This window comes from Clostridium sp. (genome assembly GCF_050717635.1).
GTDB lineage: Bacteria > Bacillota > Clostridia > Clostridiales > Clostridiaceae > Clostridium_AD.
This window is the reverse complement of the sequence record NZ_JBOITO010000003.1, coordinates 13,137-32,420: the sequence shown is the minus strand read 5'-3', so window position 1 is coordinate 32,420 and position 19,284 is coordinate 13,137. Positions and strand designations below refer to the sequence as shown.

The window sequence follows — 19,284 nt, the reverse complement described above, 5'->3', positions numbered from 1 at the left end:
AATGGTTAAATAAAGCAAAATAAATTTCAATTCATCTATGGCATATTTAGAATAAACAATCTAAATGAATATTCTCAATATTTTGAATATTGCAAGTTTACCGTTAAATTAAGTTGTATGTTTCATCTAAATAATTACTATATATAAAAGAATAAGTGCTAGAGAGCTACTAACCTATGACTATAGGTTAGCTCTTTAGCACTGATGCTTATTGTTATTTAAATACATAAGTCACAACAATGAATGAATTAACGTGTTAATAACTCACTTTGTAACTGTTTACACTTTAATTTTTACAATTCTTTTTTAAAATTATAAAAGTCTTATATTATGGTAAATCCCAGCGTTTCCTCCGGTGTTAACATCTTTGCTTTAAACCCAAATTCATCCTTGAATTTTTTATTATCTGTTTTTGCATCACCTGCCGTAACTATTAGCATAGCACCCGCTCCATCTTTAAAACAAATAGTTTTAGCAATTCTTGCTTCCTCAATGCCTAAGGTTTCTGCTGCAAGTTGAACTGTAGCGCTAGAGGATCCAAACTCTAAAATGTCTTTATCCTTGCCCCATTTTTTAAAATACTCTTGCACTTTATCTATAGCCATAATTTATCATCCTTTCTTTATTTAGACTTATTTAATATTAACGATTCTTTATATCCATTCTATACACAACGATTTTCCCTTACGATATGAATTATATCTTGCTTTCATCCTATATGATAACATATATTTTAAATATTAAACAATATAACAAATTTTATAACATTTAGAGACAATAAAATGGGAGTAATCGCCAAATATAATAGGCAGTCAAAGTGATGTATCACTCTGACTGCCTATGTTGATTTCATTAGATAAATCTGTCTATTAGAAATCCATATTGAATAATGCCTTTTGTTTTAAGTCTAGGAAATGTTAGGTACTTCCAGAAGCTATCTGTCATTTCCGCTTTAATAAGGGGAGTTACAAAACACTCTCTCCTTTTCTCAAGTACATCCTTATCTTCAGCACTAAATCCACACAGATTGAATCCAATATCACTTACACTTGATGAAATATAAATTGTTCCGAATTCATCAGTTATAGAAACTGAATCACAACCTAATTTATTTTTAAGAGTATCCAAATCACTTTGCTTAAGATCACTGTCAATATCAATTTTTTGAAGGTGTCTACCAATTTCTAATAAGGATTCTACATTTATAGTTCTTTCTGATATTTTTTCTTGAAGAAACGAACTTTCTGCAAATGCTTCATTAGCTAATGTATCCATGCCTATAAGTGAACTTGTCATCTCATGTGAAGATGCACTTATTTCCTCACTAACAGCAGACGTTTTTTCTGTAATAGCTGCAAGTTGTTCTATATATCCCTTTATTTGTTGGTTATTTTCGCATAAAATTTCATTTGTTTTCTTTACTTCTTTAAACTCTTTTGAAACAGTGTCAATAATATCATAAATTGCAGACAATGCTGAAATAGTATTTTTGGTAATGTTAGCCCCTATTTCGGTTTTTATTTGCACTTCATTCATCATTTTTCGTGATAATGTTATATCATCTTGAATACCCTTTGTTACCTTAATGATATTAGATCCAGCATCTTTTGCTTGGCCAGCAAGTTTTTTCACCTCATCCGCAACTACCGCAAACCCTCTACCACTTTCTCCTGCCCTAGCTGCTTCTATAGCGGCATTAAGTGCAAGTAAATTAGTTTGATCAGCAATTTCTAAAATCGAATCAACTATGTTATTTATTCCAGAAGATTTCTTTTCTAATCCATCAGAAATTTCTACAACATTGTCTACTGATGTTTTAATCTCAAACATTTGATTATTCATTGATTTAGATGCCTCATTACAATTTTCAACTTGCACATTAGCGTTTTGACTAACCTTAAAAGCATTATCAACTTTATCACTTTGAATATTCACATAAGAGGCTATTTTTTCAAGCAAATTAGATATTTCTATTACTTTACCTTGTTGCTCCCCCATGTCATCAGCTACATCACTTATTGCTTGTGTTATTTCTCCAGAGGCTTCCTTAAGTTCGGACGATATTGTAACTAGCCTTTTCATTACTTTAATACCTTGGCAAGAAGATACTAATAATGCTCTGTTTAGATTAGCCATAAATTCGACTAAATTTTTCACTATAGAAGGTGTTTTTTCTGTAAGTATCAACGAATCATTTTTTGCTGCTTTTACTAAATCTATTTCTGTCTTTGTGTCATTTTGCTTTGAACTCGAATAAATAAGAAAATTAACTATGATCCCTATAAATAAGAACAAACTTGCTAGTAGTGTATTTAGAAAAAACATACTAATTGTCTCAAATACAATTATACAGTTTAAAATGATTGTTGTTTTTTTGGCCATGTTAAACACTCCTTCGATTCTATAATAGAATTTTAGTGATAACTATTATAATTCGATATAAATAGTAATTTTCCTTCAAAATATTTTGTTTATTTAAAATATTTTTTTTATTTTAGACTTCGGCCTATTGACTCTTTTGATAATTTATTAAATCTGTATTTAAAGAGGATAAACATAAGGAGTGCATCTACTCCCCATTGTAGCGCTGTAATCCACCATACCGCTGTAACTGGATATTTTAAAACATTTATAAAATAATATGTTAATGGCAACCTTATAGCCCAACTTGTAAAACAAGAAATAAAAAACGGACTTTTAACGTCTCCTACACCTTTTAATGCACCTGCAAAGACTAGTGAAATAGCTATAAACGGTTGCTCTAATGCTCCTATAGCAAGACATCTTCCAGCTAAATAGGCAACTTTCTTTTCATTCTCGTTTATAAAAAATTTTACCAGAATATTTGACATGAATAAGAATATTATTGCAAATATGCTCATCATAAATACAGCATATAAAGCACATTTATATGTAGCTTTTTTTGCCTTCTTATAATCTTTTTTCCCTGTATTAAGTCCTACTATAGCAATTACCGCTAACCCAAATCCAATACCTGGCATAACTGAAATCCCTTCTACCATATTAGCTATTTCATCAGCTGCAAAGGAAATACTGCCTGATTTAATTATAATAGCAACACATATAAGTTTGCTAATACTGAAAGTTGCCTCTTCTAATGAACACGGAATAGCTAACGACAATATTCTTTTGATATCTTTAGGCGAAATTCTAAAGATAAAAAAGGATTTAACTTTAATTTTAGACTTTGAAATAACATAATAAAATGAAAATATAAAACCACACGAATATGCAATAGTAGAAGCTATAGCAGCACCTTCTATACCCCTTGCCTTAAACATGATTCCAAAAATTAATAAATAATTCAAAGCTATTTTAAAAGAAATTACAATTAATGAACATATGAATGGTATAAAAGTATTTCCGTATCCTATTAAAATAGAATTTAAAAGTCTCATATTCATACAAAAGTATATAGCTATAGAATTTATTTTTATAAATGAGTATCCCATTTCTAAAACACTATTCCTTGCTCCAAGTACATAAAGAAACTGTTTTCCAAAGGTAAAGATTAATATGGTAATGATCAAACATATGAAAGCACCTAAAATAAACCCTATGGTAGCGAACTTCTCAGCATTTTTAAACTGCTTTGCACCTACTAATCTAGAAACCAGTGAAACTATACTTATGCAAACTCCACCCGAAATAAATATTCCAATAAAGGAATTTGTTAAATTGTTACTTAATCCAACAGCACTTACTGCTATATTTCCACCATATCTCCCAATCATCATTAAATCGAAAATAGACATTAATGTATATATTGTTATCTCCGCAACTACCGGTAGCGAAGTATTAAGGACTTCATTGGTTATTTCTCTATTCACCATACATAATATACCTCACAAAAATCAATTACTATTATTAAGTATATTAGTTGAATGTATTTTAATGAACAACATACTAAGATAAAAAATGCTATTTCTTATCTTAGTACTTATCTTCTATAAATTTAATTTTATCATATAGCATTCTATTTACAGGTGTAGACATACCATATTTATCACCTAATCTCAGTACCTCACCAGCAAATAACTCCACCTCACTATAGCGTTTTGCTTCCATATCCTGGCGCATTGACGGTTTTCCCTTTGGGTTCAATGTTCCTAATATCTTAAGCCAATAATTTAAATCTGATACCGTTAAGTTAATACCTGCCTTTTTGGACAGTGCTATAACCTCTCTCATAGCTGAAATTGTTGTGTTTCTTGCTTCTCCTTCCCTTTGAATTTCACCATAATCACTTTCATATACCGCAACTGTTTGATTTACGCCAACATTTAGCATAAACTTGCCCCATTGTCTCTTGTACATGTCCATATCCACCTCATATGGAACTTCCATTTTTTCAAAGAATTCAGAAACTCTCTTTACCTTTTGTGATACAATGCCTGGTTCTCCTTCTCCAAAGCAGAGCATCCCCATATTATGATATGTTAATTCATTTCCTTCTTTAACTGCATCCATGCCTTGTGCAACACAATATAAGATTTTATCCATCCCATAAGTTTCACCAATAATAGCCTCACTTGTAATTCCATTTAATGCAGACAAAATAATAGTGTGTTCTCCTACTTGATTTTTAACAGCTTGTATAGCATTTGTGAGACCGCTGTATTTAACTGTAAAAATAATCAAATCTGCTGGTTCGCATATTTCCTCAGGGGTAATAAACTTGAACACACAAAGTTCGCCATTACAATATACATTGTTTTTTTCATATTGTTCTATTCTATCCTCACTAGCAATGATTCGCAAATTTCCACTTGTCATTCTCTTGGATAAATGATTTCCAAATAATATTCCTAGCGCCCCGAGTCCTATAATTGATACTGTTTTAATTTCCATACTTGCTCTCACTCCTGTTATCTGAATTATTACTTCGGTATATTGTTTTTATTATAAACTATAAGTATAATCTTTGCCTACCAAAGTTTGTAATAATATTACTAATAATTGTTTTAAATACGAAAGTTAGCACATAAAATGAAATATGAACACTTGCTTAAACGTATGCATATACTGAAATGTAGTCACAAAAATAGCACGCACTAATTTTATTAAGGGGGAGCATTACGAATAGCGAACTAGAAAATCCAATAATAAGGTTATTAAAAAAACATAACAAAATTGTTATAGGTATTATAATTTCTCTTTGGACTTTACTTGCTATATATCTTGGGATGGCAATATTTTTTATGAATCATTTTTATTTTGGTTCTTCAATAAATTGTATTAGCGTTTCAGGTGAAAATGTGGAGGTAGCAAATGAAAAGTTGGCATCACAGCTTCATACTTATGCTTTAAATCTAATAGAACGAGGAGGTAAAAAAGAACAAATTAGAGGGGATGAAGTCGGGTTAAGTTATAATTCTGATGGACAATTTAATAATTTTAAAAATAAACAGAATCCTTATAAATGGGTTTTAGCAGTTTTTAATAGAGAAGATTCTCAAATGACAGAAGGCGTTAAATATGATAAATTACTATTAAAAAAACGATTGGACACGCTTTCTTGTTTTGATAGCAGCAACATAGTTGAACCTAAAAATGCTAGCTTTAAGTATACTGATAAAGGCTATGAAATTGTAGCTGAAGTAGATGGAACTAAGGTAAGTAGTGATATTTTATATGATTCCGTGACTGCTGCAATCCTTAAAGAAGAAACTACAATAGATTTGGAGTCAATTAATTGCTATGTTAAGCCGACATTTACTTCAAATTCACAGAAAACTATTGATGCATTAAACATACTTAACAAATATGTTTTTTCAAAAATCACCTATACTTTTGGGGAGCATAAAGAGATTTTAGATGGTTCTACAATAAATAAGTGGCTTACGGTTGATGAGAATCTTAAAGTCACATTTAATGAGGACGAAGTCAAGAACTACGTAGATGTACTTTCTAAAAATCATAATACCATTGGCGATATGAGAAATTTTACTACATCACAAGGAAAGACAAAAAATGTTGGCGGTGGTGATTATGGCTGGTCCATTAATAAAGTTAATGAAACGTCGGCTTTAATTACTGCACTAAAAGAAGGAAAAACTATAAAAAAAGACCCAGAATACATTCAAACTGCCGTATCTCATGGCAACAATGATATTGGGAATACCTACGTAGAAATAGATCTTACAAACCAGCATTTATGGTTTTATAAAAATGGTTCTCTAATATCACAAGGAGATATTGTTACAGGAAATGTAAGCTCTAATCATAAAACACCATCAGGTATTTATAAATTAAAATACAAACAAAAGGATGCCGTCCTAAGGGGTGCTGATTATGCTGCTCCTGTTACCTTTTGGATGCCCTTTAACGGAGGTATAGGAATTCATGACGCAAACTGGAGAAGTTCCTTTGGAGGAAAGATATATAAAACATCCGGTTCACATGGTTGTATAAATTCACCACACTATTTAGCAAAAGCAATCTTTGATAATATTGAGCCAGGTACTCCTATTGTTTGTTACAATTAAAAATGAGACGACATACAGTCGCCTCATTTTTCTTAACATATTATTGTTACTTTTTATTGTTACTTTAATAAAGATGAGTTATTATAATAGATATATATCGAATAAATTATATTGGGGGATAAAAAATGTGGACTCGTGAACTCTTAAAAAATAGAGCAAAGGCAGTTTTAAAAGTTTCTTATTGGAATGCATTTGTAGTTAGTTTGGTTTTAGCAATTATTGGTGGCAGAGATAATAGTTCTATTGACATAAACAACTTTAATTGGAGTTTTGGAGATAAAACACCAATCAGTGGATTCAATCTTTTCGGTAAAAATATTATTAGTATATTTCCGTTTTTACTTTTAATTACTTTCATAACTATAATTATAATATTTGTATTTGCACTTGCATTTCGTATACTATTAGGATATCCACTTGAAGTAGGGGGAAGACGTTACTTTGTTCAATCAGCACAAAACAATACAAATCTTAATTATTTAGGATTTGGTTTCGGCTTTGGTAGTTATTTTAATATCATAAAAACCATGCTTTGGAGAACTATTGTAACCTTTCTTGGCTTCTTATTATTTATCATACCAGGAATTGTAAAAACATATGCTTACCGAATGGTACCATATATATTATCAGACAACCCAAACATTGATTATAAACGTGCACTAGAATTAAGTGATAAAATGACCGACGGTGAAAAACTAGATATGTTCATATTAGATCTTTCATTTATCGGATGGTATATATTAGGTACATTACTATTTTTAGTAGGAGTACTATTTGTTATGCCTTATGAGAACGCTACAAAAGCAGAGTTGTATTTAGAATTACGCCAAAATGCACTGATTCAAAATCTTTGCAGTTATGATGAGCTGCAAATAAAGCAAACTTTTTAGTTCTTTATAGATAAAATGTTATAATTTTTTTTTAAAAGGGAGTATTAAAATGGAGATTACAAAAATAAACGAGTATGATATTGATGTTAAATCAGAAAAAAAAATACTAAATTTATTGCAAGAGTGTTTTCCAGACAGTTATACAAGTGATAGAATATACTATAAACAAATACCTCATTTTAGGTATTTAGCATTTGACAAAGATATTTTAATTGGACATGTGGGATTAGATTATAGGGTAATGAATTTAAATGGCGTAGCTATAAGAGTTTTAGGGATTGTAGATATTTGTATAAAAGAAGAATATAGAGGTAATGGTCTAGCTGCTAAATTACTGCAAACAATTGAAGGTTTCTCAGCAGCTCATAGTTTGGATTTTTTATTGTTATTTACTGATATTGAGCCATTTTATTTGAAAAATGATTTCATATCAGTAAATAACACATGTAAGTGGACTAAAATAGACGAACATAAAACATTAGGTATTGGAGAAGAAATAATTAAAGAATTAATGATAAAACAAACTGGAAACAAAGTTTGGAAAAATGGGTACTTAGACATGTTAGGTTATATGTATTAAATTAGCAGCGTTTCTCTTAATATTGCATATACTACATTGAATAAATATTTTTTTATTCAATGTTATGCCTATGTAGTAATGGAGATGAAAAAATGGATAAGAGCGACATTCTGAAAGGAATATATGGATTATTTGGGATATTAGGAGTCTTTCTTCAAGTGTTCACAGGTATGCAAAGTTCATATATTATTCTTTTAATGCTTATTAGCTTAGATACTTTTACAGGAATATCAGCGGCTTTAAGATATAAAAGGTTTTCTAGTACTGGTCTCCGGAAATTCATTAGAAAAGTTATAACCTATACTCTTTCTATGATTACAGTTAGACTGTTAGAGATTGTTTTAAATCCAATAATAATCACAACCATGTTATCCAAAATTATTATCGCATTTCTAGCAATAACAGAGAGCTTAAGTATTTTAGAGAATCTAACCTTGTTAGGTGTTCCGTTGCCTCCTAATATTTTGTTTTTATTAATTAAGCGCCTAAAAGTGCCAATATTAGATACTATGTTAGATAATTCAAATAGCAAAAATCGAGATTTTTATGATATGGATTATATTTTAAATAGTCAAATTGATAATATAAGTGATAAATATATAAAAAGCTTCTTAGAAATTAGATATGATGCATTCAAATCTCTTATTAATCAAATCAAGCTTATAAAAGAAACAAATAAGAATTCAGATATATTACTCTATACAGTAATATCTTATGTAGAGTTAGCCTTTAACAGGTCGAATAAAGAATATGCTAAAAAAAACATTCCAATTAATTATATTGAAATATTTTTAAAAAACAATAAATCCACCACATTTGATTTATTAAAGAAATTAAAAATAACTTGCTGTTGCTCTGAGAAAACTATAAAAGAAAAAAAGACTAAGTTAGTAGATGATATTATAGTAATAATGTATCAATCAATATTTGAAGCACGTAAAAATATATAATGAAAAAACCTAAATTTTCGATAAATTTAGGTTTTTTTATTCAATTATATTTAGCCTTACCTAATGAACTAAAACACTCAATTCACCTCCCGATCGATTGGTTTTAGCCTTTTCAAGTAGCGCTGTAAGATTGCTACTTTCAATGTCATCTAGAGTAACTCCACTTATATATACATATTTAGTTGAACTATTTTGAACCCACAAGCTATAACTTCTAAAATTACAATTATTCTTTACAAATGCCTTGTGGGCATCAGTTAAGATTTTCGCCATGGCTTCCATTGAATTTTCTTTTGAATCAAGTCGAATTGAAACATTAGAAGTTAGAAATAAATCTTTTTCAAATTTCATATCAAGCGTTAAAGGAAGCATTGATTCTTCTCCCTTATCTGACTTACTATCCATGATGGTAGTGTTTTTTTCATATCTAAGATCTTTCGAAATGATATTTTTTGCAATAGCTGAATATTCATCTTCTATCCTTTGTCTTGTATTAAATAGACCTAGTACTCTGCTTTCATAATCATCGTAATGAACCTTACCGTTTTTATAATAGACCCCAAATTTAGTATCAATACTGGTTTTTGATTTAGCAATCCCAATATATGATGTACTCTTAAATTCATAATATGCATCTTCTATTTCAAGATCCATTGAGGGATAGTTTTTATCTGCATATTGCTTAATAGCCTTATTTGCCATCGCTTTTGTAATTGGATTACCAACAGTAGCATTAGTAATGAGAAGTATAAAGCCAATTAGTGTTAAAGCTATTATTCCCGAAATTATTTTAAAGGTTAACCCCTTTTTACTTTTCATTATATTCACCTTTCCTTCTTAAATGTAATTTTTAAAAGCATTGCAATGAGAACCCCAAGTAGGACTAAAAACGTATATATAATACCATAATACACTCCACTATAGAGAAAAATCCATTCAAACCCATTTGCCACTATTTCACTTATAGCTGTCCATAAATAAGACGTTATGAAAATTACAATGGGAGTCAAATACCATTTACGTTTAAGTACCACCACGGAAACACCGCCTACTATAGGCATTATCATAAAATTATAAAACATGCCCATAGAATTTGAGAGTGCCACCCCAAGAATCCCACCTGCCATAAGAATAATGATTTGTGTTATAAAAATACTACGTTTCATAGCAAAAATTATCTTTTTATCTTTAATTGAAGATTGTTGTACATCTATGGTGTCAAAAGTTTCAAATTCAGATTTACAGCTGGCGCAAGCTTTAATATGATTGTTGACTATTGTAGTGCTGTCATCACTTGCAACGCCATCTTTTACAAGCGGTATTAAATCCAGTATTACATTGCAAGATATATTCAACATAGTCCCTCCTTTTTCAAGTTAGATTTAATATATTTTTTTGTGCGAAAATCAATAACCCTTGCTGAGCTTTCTGACATATTAACCTCTTTGGCAATTTCACCATAGCTATAGCCTTCTACTCGCATATTTACTATCTTTTGAGTACGCTCATCTTTTGAAAGTAATAGAGTCTTGATTCTTTTTACGATTTCTTTTGTAATCAGTCTTTCTGCTATACTATCTGATACATATATTTCTAAAAGATCATTATATTCAACTGTATGTTTTTCTTTCCTAATGCTTTGAAGCCATAAATTTCTAGCTATAGAAAACAACCATGTCTTCACTGAAGATTGTCCCCTGAAATTTGCAATAGCTGATATTGAATTCACAAAAGTCTCTGATAATAAATCTTCTGAAAGATTAGGATTATGAGTAAGCGAAAGTAGATACACGTAAACATCTTGCTTATAAGTTATATAAAAATTCTCTATTTGCTTCACTAAAATCCCACTTTCATATATTAGTCACATTTTTTATTAAAACGTTACATTTATTCTAAAAAAACCTTATAATTATTTACCCCAGTATTTTAAAAAATTTGTTTTATAATTGTAACAACTTTGTAATCTATAACATGTGTATAAGTAGTAATATAAAGGTATAGATATAACATCATTCTACAAGGGAGTTGATAATTTTACAAATATGGACAAGTCTTATAGTCGCGTTATTATAATAACTATTGTTAGTTGTTATTTACAAATAAAATGTTAAGGGAGCAGTTATTATGAATAAAAACAAAAGAATTAATAAGAAAACTACAAAAGTAAAATTATTATTTATCTGCATTTTTTTAATATTAATAGTTACTATCACAATTAGTAAAAACTTTCCTAAAGAAGATGTTAAAGCAGAACCTGTAAGTATAGCAGTTACTACTAAGATTAAAGGTACATTAAATAAAAATAATAAAACCAATAATGACTGGGTAAAAGTTAACGCCGCACTTGAAGAAGCGAAAAAAAGAACCTATGATGCTGAAAAAATAAGTTCCATAGCAGCTTATAAAGGAAAAAATTCTGGCAAGAAAATAGCCTTTCTCACTTTTGATGATGGTCCATCTACTACAGTGACTCCCATAATACTAGATACTTTAAAAAAGTATAACGTTAAAGCAACATTTTTTTTACTTGGAGAATATGTAGATAAGAATGAAAAGAGCAAAAATCTAGTAAAACGAGAATTTAATGAAGGACATGCAATAGGTAATCATACTTATTCTCATAATAGAGGTAATATGTTATACCCTAACAATAAAGTTAATGTATCTACTTTCATGGATGATGTAAATAAAAACGATAAAGCATTAAAAAATGTTCTAGGTAATAATTTCAATACAAGGCTTTTGAGACTACCGGGGGGATACATGTCAAGAACATATTATAAAGATCCAAATTTACCAGAGCTTAATGCTGGACTTTCAAAAGAAAATATGATTAGTATAGATTGGAATGTTGAACTTGGAGACGCCGTAGGTAGGAGGAATAAAAGTTCAAAAGAGTTATTATCAACATTAAAGAAACAAGTTGGGACAACCCCAAAAGTAATTATACTGATGCATGACACCTACGGTAAAATTCAAACTGTTGATGCGTTACCTCAAATTATAGAATATTTAATAGATGAGGGATATGAATTTGGAATAATAAAATAAAGTACTAAATTTATATGTGCAAGCTGCATATAAATTTAGTACTTATTTATTTTTGTTTGCCAATCATCCACATAATTACCGGTAGCCCAATGTGACATTACTGGTACTTCTCCTGCTTTAAGGTCCAAAGTTAACAATTTTTCATTAAGATTATTTCCTTCTATAGTAAAAACCATTAATTTTGTAGCAGTTAGAACAACAACAAAATCTCTATTAGGCGAAGAATAAGCATCCACTGCACTAGGCACCTTAGTTTTTATGGCGTTAAAAGAAGGAAATAAATCATCATATGTAGTTAAAGATTTAGGTGTAGCATAAGAAACATCAAAATCTACAAGTGAATGTTTACTACTTATTTTGGCTTCCATTCTTCCTCTTAGTATCCAACGTCCACTTCTTCTTATTACACCCCAATTGGCATCCACATTTTTCAAGTTTTTTTCTTGAAAGTTTTTAGGTATATCTAAAATTGCACCTGGCAAAGTGGACTTTTCTATTTCCCTTCCTAGTATACTTGTAAGTTTTATGGATTCTCCCATTAGATTATCTATTGGAAATATTTTAAGCTGATTATTAGAGTAATCTTTTCCTAAATTATTGTTATTTACCTCTTGTATATTTTCTGTAGAAACATAATTACTGCCTAAAAATTTAATAATAATATTGTCTTCTGTTTTGCAGTACCTTATTTGCTTTGAATATATATTTATCGGTTTAGTTGGATCAATTGAATTAATAGGATAAGACCAAATTACATCCTTGGCATCTCCATTTTCTATTTTCCTAGTTGTCCCTACTTTCCAAAATCCATCTTGCCTTGGAAGTAGCAAATCTTTAGTTTCAGCAATCGGAAGAATTTTATCATTTACTGAACTAATCCATAGGGTTTTATATAAATATTTGCTCCCTCCAGTTTCTACTTTAGGATTTTTATACCTTAGTCCAAGTAATAGTCCTGACTTAGATCTAATTTCCTTTTCTGCCTTGCTTATTAAAATTTTCGTATTATCTTCATTATCTTTATTATGAGTAAGATTTGAACTATCATCTTTATCTTTATGAAAATATAGCAAAATGCCCTCATATTTCTTTATCAAAGTTTCGTCATTAAGCTTTATGTACTCATCATAAAAAATATCATCAGAATTAATGGTAACAATTTGAACATTAGTATTTTGTATCCCTAATGATTTAGCACTTATTTTTATAACATTCCAAAAGTAACTACTAGTGTCAACAGATTTTACTTTATATTTAGATTCCTTAGAGGTATCACCATTAAAATTAACTGTAGTTCCACTAAAATAAGCAACCTGTCCAATTAATTGTTTTGCCTTTTTCTCATCTATTGTAGCACCATCAATAGAAACATATTTTTCTACTATCCAGCTTCCTTCTAGCGGAGATACAGTAATTTTTTTTTGTAATACTTGAGTGTTTAAAGTTAATCCTACATATTGACTCCACATAAAAATTATAATAGAGAATAGAATAAAAAATAAACATAATATTTTTTTCATTTAGAGTCACCTCTTTTATACATCTAGCGTTAATGGTAATAATATTCTAACCTCTGTACCCGTGCCGTATTCACTTAAAATCTCAAGTTTACCATAATGCATTTCTACAATTTCTTTACAGAGCGAGAGCCCTATCCCATTTTGTGACATGCTTGATCTGCCTTTAAAAAATTTTTCTGTTACTTTGGGCAAATCCTCTGTTGGAATCCCTACTCCATTATCCTTTATACTAATGCAAATATTATCACTGGAAGTAAACACTTCTAATGTTACATTACCTCCTGCTTTTGTAAAATTGAAAGCATTATCTATAATGTTAATAATTACTTGATTCACCCTTTTTTCATCTACATAAACTAATGGTAAATTTTCTTGTGTTTTGCAAGTAAACACAATACTTCTACGCATGGACTTTGGCATAAATTGTTTTTCTATGTAAGCTATAACACTTTGAATATTTACATATTCTTTTATCAGTGGTGCTTTTCCAGATATAAATTTAGAAAAATCTAGCAACTCTTCCACCATTTCCGTGAGTTTATCACTTTCTTTTTCTATGATATTAAGTCCATCTAAAATTTCTCCTTTATCTTCTAACGTTCCGGAACTAATCGTTGCCGCCCACCCTTTGATGGATGTAAGCGGAGTTCTAAGTTCATGGGAAACAGAAGTAATAAACTCATTTTTTAATTTTTGATTTTTTTGAATTTCTTCTGCCATAAAATTAAATGTATCTGACAGTTCTCCAATTTCATCATTTCTTCTTTTTTCCAGTCTTTCAGTGAAGTTTCCAGACGCAAATTTCTTAGCTAGATTTTTCACTTCATCTAAAGGACCTACAATAGAATTAGAAATAAATATGCTGGAACCACCAAAAATCACAATAACCAGTGCTCCAACCCCTAAAAAAAGAAATATTATTTTATGAATCAGTGCATCTACCTCAGATAAGGGCGTAACGAAACGTAAAACACCCTCTATTTTATTATAGGATTTTAAAGGGTAAGAAACATACATGAAATTTTCTTTTGTAGACTTATCTTTCTTAATAAAAGTTCCAAGTTCACCTTTTAATGCTTTTTTAACATCATCGTCTTTAATGGGCTTATAATCAAAATCACCAATGGAATCCATTAGCATCATTCCTGAGTCATCAATAATTTGGACCTCAGCGGAGGTATTTTTCCAAAAAATATCAGCGTTATTCTCCACATTTTCCTTTAAACTAGATGAAGAAAAATTATTATTATAAAAATCAACTGAGCCCTTAATTTGTTTTGAAAGCAGTGACTCCATATTTTTGTAGTAATATTTACCTACCGAAACAGTAAGAACAACTTCTAAGGTGATTACAGTAAAAACAATCACTAATAGATAACTCCAAATAAGTCTAGCTTTTATTCCTCTCAAAATATCACCTCTTTTTCCATCTATATCCAAAACCCCATACTGTTTCTATATATTCAGGTTTAGAAGGAGTAGTTTCAATTTTCTCTCTAAGACGTCGTATATTAACATCTACAACTTTAGAGTCCCCAAGGTAATCATAGTTCCATACTGTGTTTAATAGATTATCTCTACTAAACGCTTTTTCTTCATTTTCCATAAAGGTCTTTAAAAGCAAGTATTCTTTAGGAGTTAAATCTAGAAGTTGACGGTTTTTATATACCTTCATTGAATCAGTATCTATGATAAAGCACCCTGAAATTAATTGTTTAGGAATTTTATCTTCACTATTATTCATTCGTCTAAGTAGGGCATTTGCTCTTGCAATAAGTTCTAGTGGATTAAATGGTTTTACCATATAATCATCAGCACCATACTCAAGGCCCATGATTTTATCCATATCTTGTCCTCTAGCAGTAAGCATGATAATACCTAAATTCGGAAAATCATTTCTTAGAAGTTCACAGGTTTTAAATCCATCCATACCAGGAAGAGTTATATCCAAAATTATTAAATCAGGCTTCTCTGCAATTACTTTTTCTAAACCTTCTTCTCCAGTTGCAGCTTCAAACACTAAAAAATCACTTCTTTGAAAGTTAATTTTTATAAAGCCTCTAATTGATTCCTCATCTTCTATAAGTAGCACTTTTTTTTTCATAACTTCACCTCTTACATAGAATGCAATAATCTTATATTTCAAGCTTTCTATATTATTAATTATGATTATAACATAATTGAGCTATGAAATATTGAAAGCAGTAATATTGTAATAGTTTTGTAATTTATTAAAACAAATAAAAATATCAATTACTAATTTTATTTTCTGTGTTAATAACTATTATCCCAGCTATAACCAAAATAACTGCCATAATAACTTTAAATCCAATGACCCGTTCCCCAAGGAACATATAGGATAAAAAAACGCCAAACAGCGGTATAGAGAATTTATATATAGTTACCCTTCCTACTCCATTATATTTTAGTAAAACTGTCCATATAGAAAAAGCTGCAGCAGATATAAATCCTAAATATAAAAGAAGTACTGCTCCTTTAGGACTAAAATCAAGTCCCCTTGCGCCTCCCAGAAATCCTGTGGATATTAATAATATAGACCCAATAAATAGCTGATACCCTGTAATCACAAAGATTGGTATGTCCACTGCAATCTTTTTGGTGTATATACCAGCTAAGGCTCCTACCAAACTAGAAATTATTACAAATCCATCTCCAGTAAATGAAAATCCACCTTGAATTCCCCCACCATTTATATTTACAATAGCTACACCTATAAATCCAAGTACAACTCCAACTATTCTTCTAAAACTAAGCTTATCCTCTTCATAAAAAAAATGGGCTGCTATAACACTAAAAAATGTACTTGTAGACGCTAGTATAGCCCCTTTTGTACCACTAGTATTTGAAAGACCTATGTAAAAGAATATATACTGAAGTGAAGTTTGTAAAAGTCCTAAAAGGACTATTTTGGATATGTCTTTCTTTCTTACCTTTAAAGACCTTGCTGTTAAAATACAAAATATAAATATCATAATGGAAGACACTAAAAATCTAGCGCCTGCAAAAAGTATAACCTTATAGGTATCGCTTCCACTTATTAAAAACAGCTTATAACCTGTCTTTACTGAAGGAAATGCACTTCCCCATAAAAAGCAACTTATAAGTGCTAGAATCATAACCATATATGACTTACTAAATATTTTAGTCATACCGCTCTTTTCCCCCTTATAATTCTATTTCAAGTGGATTCCTAGTTTTAAAGTCAGTGTCCCCTTTATAAACAAGTTTTAAGAGCATAGGTGTTAAAAGGGTCGTTATTATGACCACAATAACAACTGGAACAAAAAGCACTTTGCCCATAAGACCTGCTTCAGCGCCTTTGCCCGCTAATATAAGAGCTACTTCCCCCCTTGAAATCATTCCAACTCCAATTTTCAAAGAATCCATATTTGTAAAACCAGTAAGTTTCGCCCCTAGTCCACACCCAATAATCTTAGATAAAATTGCTACTATTAGCAAAAGAACAGTAAAAATTAGAACATCTTTTGAAATAGCAGTAATATGTGTTTTTATACCTATACTAGCAAAAAATATAGGTGATAGAAGCATATAGGATAGTACTTCAAACTTACCTAATATGTAATCTGATTGCCCCACATTTGAAATGATAATACCCGCCAAATAAGCTCCTGTTATATCTGTTATACCAAAGAATCTTTCTGATACAAATGATAGCAACAAGCAAAAAACCAGTCCGTATATGGGTACTCTTCTCTTTTGTATATATCTATTGCTCAACTTTTTAAATACAAAATTAAACACAACCCCTGCAATAATTGCAAATACAAAGAACAACATAATTCTAAATAGTATACCTAATATACCTACAGATGAATCCCCAAAACCTAAAACAATTGTAAAAATAATTATACCAATAATATCATCAATAACAGCAGCACCTAAAATTGCTGTACCAGTTTGCGTTCTCAGTCTCCCCATTTCTCTTAAAGTCTCAACTGTAATACTTACTGATGTTGCTGTAAGAATAACGCCAATGAAAATATTCTTCAATAATTGAATTTCAGTCATAGAACTTAATGGCGTATCTGAGAAAGCAATAGCCACAAGAAAACCACCAACCAAAGGTAGTAAAATGCCCAAAAATGCAATGACGAGAGATGCTTTTCCGCATTTTTTCATTTCATTTATGTCTGTTTCAAGACCTGCAATAAACATCAGGCCTATCACACCAAGCTCGGCCATTTTATCAATAAACGCTGTTTCATGAACGATATTTAAAATTGTAGGTCCTAGTATAATGCCTGCAATTAAAGCCCCAACAACCTGTGGCATCTGAATCTTTTTAGTCAAAAGACCTAATACTTTTGTACTCATTAAAATAATAGCCAAATCCAATAAAAAATTAATATCTAACAATTATGTCCCCTTCTTCCGTTATTAATGATGACTCTATTACTATTGTAAATAAATACTGCCATTAAGCTAACATCGGCATATTTCAAATAATTCACACTTTGTTAATATTAGCCTTATTATTCGATTTTGTCAATTGAAATACCCATCTGAGTTCAGATGGGTATTTTATAGTTTTTTATAGTTCTTTAATGTAAACCAATTATTTTTTTAAAACATTAAGTTTCCAATTTGTATCAAGTTCTGCAATGCCCACATCACTCTTATAGTCTGATACCCCCTGCTTATCTAGCTCTTGTAAGAGCCACTCTTTAGTTTTTTGTATATGCTTAAGATTACTATATAAAATATTCCCATCCATTATTAGTGGTATAGTAATTCCTTGTGTGTATTTTTCGATATTTATATCCTTAAGTGTAACAGGTTTGTTTTCAGCTTTAGGAAAAACTGAAATATTCCCCTGAGGTTCCATTATAACTGTATCTAAATCAGATATTTTATCGTATCCCTGCTGTCTTAGTAATCCTTCCAATTGATTTAAACTTAGCCCTAAATTACTCAATGCAATCATATCAAGTTTCTCCTTATTAATAATAACAGTTGGAGTATGTTCTAAGATAGGTGTAAGTTTATTTTTAAGTGCCAATCGTGAACTTATAAACATTAAGCCTACTATTAATCCAGCACCATAAACTGACTTAACCGTAACCTTGTCTACAAGTGGTTCAGCAGCCACGTTTGCTAGTATCATTAGGCCTGCTAACTCGTAGGCTGTCATTTGTGCCATAGCTTTTTTAGTTAAAGCCCTAGTACAAAGATACGTAAAATAAAAAACTATAATAACTCTTATACTAAAAGCTAGAAAATCATTCATACTTTTCCTCCAAAAAATTTATACTTAATCTAAATATGTGATAACTCAAGGCCCAGAAAACGCCTTCATAACAAAGTCAATGGAAGATTTCAGTCCTCCAATATATTCAAGCGCTGCATTTTGTTCATGTACTATTGAAATATCTAGCTGTCCTATTGCAAACTCAAAAGTCGTTAAAATATCTGTTGCATTATTTGTTTGAATTAATATCCTATTTTTATTATAAATTCTTTTTAAATCCTCCATTGATTTTCCAGCCTGTTTCCAATCTTTTATTTCTACACTTTTTTCGATTTGATTTAGTACTATGTTAAATTCATTTTTAGGCAAAAAGGCATTAAACATAATCCACATGAAAGCAAAAGATATTACCCATGTTATTGCAATGGCAAGTCTCATATCATTTTTATTTTTTATAATAGCCACCTCCATCTAATCATTTTTATTATCTACATAAAGTATGATAATTACACTAGTAAAAAATAAATTAACTAGATCTTTACAACGAAAAA

19 protein-coding genes are annotated in these 19,284 nt (G+C 30.2%); 5 read left to right on the top strand and 14 right to left on the bottom strand.

Annotated elements, in window-relative coordinates:
* Positions 1 to 323: 323 nt before the first annotated feature.
* The 4 genes from ACREWB_RS01725 to ACREWB_RS01710 all read right to left on the bottom strand — a co-directional run bounded on the left by ACREWB_RS01725 (position 324) and on the right by ACREWB_RS01710 (position 4,872).
* Entirely contained in the window at positions 324 to 605 is a 282-nt protein-coding gene (locus ACREWB_RS01725) for a YbaK/EbsC family protein (protein WP_431545757.1), read from the bottom strand.
* A 247-nt stretch (positions 606 to 852) separates the two neighbouring features.
* Entirely contained in the window at positions 853 to 2,382 is a 1,530-nt protein-coding gene (locus tag ACREWB_RS01720) for a methyl-accepting chemotaxis protein (RefSeq protein ID WP_431545756.1), read from the bottom strand.
* Between the two features lie 107 nt (positions 2,383 to 2,489).
* The gene (locus ACREWB_RS01715) at positions 2,490 to 3,854 is read right to left on the bottom strand and encodes an MATE family efflux transporter (RefSeq protein ID WP_431545755.1); all 1,365 of its coding nucleotides are present in this window, start codon (positions 3,852 to 3,854) and stop codon (positions 2,490 to 2,492) included.
* Between the two features lie 100 nt (positions 3,855 to 3,954).
* Positions 3,955 to 4,872, bottom strand: a complete 918-nt coding sequence (locus ACREWB_RS01710; RefSeq protein ID WP_431545754.1) for a ketopantoate reductase family protein — start codon at positions 4,870 to 4,872, stop codon at positions 3,955 to 3,957.
* Positions 4,873 to 5,222: 350 nt separating this feature from the next.
* Here ACREWB_RS01710 and ACREWB_RS01705 point away from each other — a divergent pair, with 350 nt between their 5' ends.
* The 4 genes from ACREWB_RS01705 to ACREWB_RS01690 all read left to right on the top strand — a co-directional run bounded on the left by ACREWB_RS01705 (position 5,223) and on the right by ACREWB_RS01690 (position 8,929).
* Positions 5,223 to 6,509, top strand: a complete 1,287-nt coding sequence (locus ACREWB_RS01705) for a L,D-transpeptidase family protein (RefSeq protein ID WP_431545753.1) — start codon at positions 5,223 to 5,225, stop codon at positions 6,507 to 6,509.
* 125 nt (positions 6,510 to 6,634) lie between these two features.
* Positions 6,635 to 7,399, top strand: a complete 765-nt coding sequence (locus ACREWB_RS01700) for a DUF975 family protein (protein WP_431545752.1) — start codon at positions 6,635 to 6,637, stop codon at positions 7,397 to 7,399.
* A 49-nt stretch (positions 7,400 to 7,448) separates the two neighbouring features.
* The gene (locus ACREWB_RS01695; RefSeq protein WP_431545751.1) at positions 7,449 to 7,979 is read left to right on the top strand and encodes a GNAT family N-acetyltransferase; all 531 of its coding nucleotides are present in this window, start codon (positions 7,449 to 7,451) and stop codon (positions 7,977 to 7,979) included.
* Positions 7,980 to 8,071: 92 nt separating this feature from the next.
* Positions 8,072 to 8,929, top strand: coding sequence for a phage holin family protein (locus ACREWB_RS01690; protein WP_431545750.1), 858 nt, complete (start codon positions 8,072 to 8,074; stop codon positions 8,927 to 8,929).
* Between the two features lie 60 nt (positions 8,930 to 8,989).
* Here the strand turns inward: ACREWB_RS01690 and ACREWB_RS01685 are convergent, their stop codons facing one another.
* Genes ACREWB_RS01685 through ACREWB_RS01675 form a run of 3 tightly spaced genes read right to left on the bottom strand, consistent with a single transcriptional unit; the run spans position 8,990 to position 10,769 of the window.
* Entirely contained in the window at positions 8,990 to 9,748 is a 759-nt protein-coding gene (locus ACREWB_RS01685) for a YfjL-like protein (protein ID WP_431545749.1), read from the bottom strand.
* Positions 9,749 to 9,753: 5 nt separating this feature from the next.
* A complete protein-coding gene (locus ACREWB_RS01680; RefSeq protein WP_431545748.1) occupies positions 9,754 to 10,287 on the bottom strand; it encodes a zf-HC2 domain-containing protein in 534 nt (177 codons plus the stop codon).
* Complete coding sequence (locus tag ACREWB_RS01675; protein WP_431545747.1) at positions 10,281 to 10,769, bottom strand: RNA polymerase sigma factor; 489 nt, start codon at positions 10,767 to 10,769, stop codon at positions 10,281 to 10,283. Before ACREWB_RS01675 ends, ACREWB_RS01680 begins: the two co-directional genes overlap by 7 nt.
* Positions 10,770 to 11,056: 287 nt before the next feature.
* Between ACREWB_RS01675 and ACREWB_RS01670 the strand changes: the two genes are divergently transcribed.
* Positions 11,057 to 11,983: a polysaccharide deacetylase family protein gene (locus ACREWB_RS01670; RefSeq protein WP_431545746.1), complete on the top strand. Its 927-nt coding sequence runs from the start codon at positions 11,057 to 11,059 to the stop codon at positions 11,981 to 11,983.
* A 35-nt stretch (positions 11,984 to 12,018) separates the two neighbouring features.
* Here ACREWB_RS01670 and ACREWB_RS01665 read toward each other — a convergent pair whose 3' ends face one another.
* The 7 genes from ACREWB_RS01665 to ACREWB_RS01635 form a co-directional block, all read right to left on the bottom strand.
* On the bottom strand, positions 12,019 to 13,503 hold the full coding sequence (locus tag ACREWB_RS01665) for a hypothetical protein (RefSeq protein WP_431545745.1): 1,485 nt from the start codon (positions 13,501 to 13,503) through the stop codon (positions 12,019 to 12,021).
* 15 nt (positions 13,504 to 13,518) lie between these two features.
* Complete coding sequence (locus ACREWB_RS01660; protein WP_431545744.1) at positions 13,519 to 14,913, bottom strand: HAMP domain-containing sensor histidine kinase; 1,395 nt, start codon at positions 14,911 to 14,913, stop codon at positions 13,519 to 13,521.
* A 4-nt stretch (positions 14,914 to 14,917) separates the two neighbouring features.
* Complete coding sequence (locus tag ACREWB_RS01655; protein WP_431545743.1) at positions 14,918 to 15,607, bottom strand: response regulator transcription factor; 690 nt, start codon at positions 15,605 to 15,607, stop codon at positions 14,918 to 14,920.
* A gap of 145 nt (positions 15,608 to 15,752) precedes the next feature.
* Entirely contained in the window at positions 15,753 to 16,673 is a 921-nt protein-coding gene (locus tag ACREWB_RS01650; RefSeq protein ID WP_431545742.1) for a DMT family transporter, read from the bottom strand.
* Between the two features lie 16 nt (positions 16,674 to 16,689).
* A complete protein-coding gene (locus ACREWB_RS01645; protein WP_431545741.1) occupies positions 16,690 to 17,901 on the bottom strand; it encodes a cation:proton antiporter in 1,212 nt (403 codons plus the stop codon).
* 199 nt (positions 17,902 to 18,100) lie between these two features.
* A complete protein-coding gene (locus tag ACREWB_RS01640; protein WP_431545740.1) occupies positions 18,101 to 18,772 on the bottom strand; it encodes a DUF421 domain-containing protein in 672 nt (223 codons plus the stop codon).
* Between the two features lie 45 nt (positions 18,773 to 18,817).
* Positions 18,818 to 19,198, bottom strand: coding sequence for a hypothetical protein (locus ACREWB_RS01635; RefSeq protein WP_431545739.1), 381 nt, complete (start codon positions 19,196 to 19,198; stop codon positions 18,818 to 18,820).
* Positions 19,199 to 19,284 lie beyond the last annotated feature (86 nt).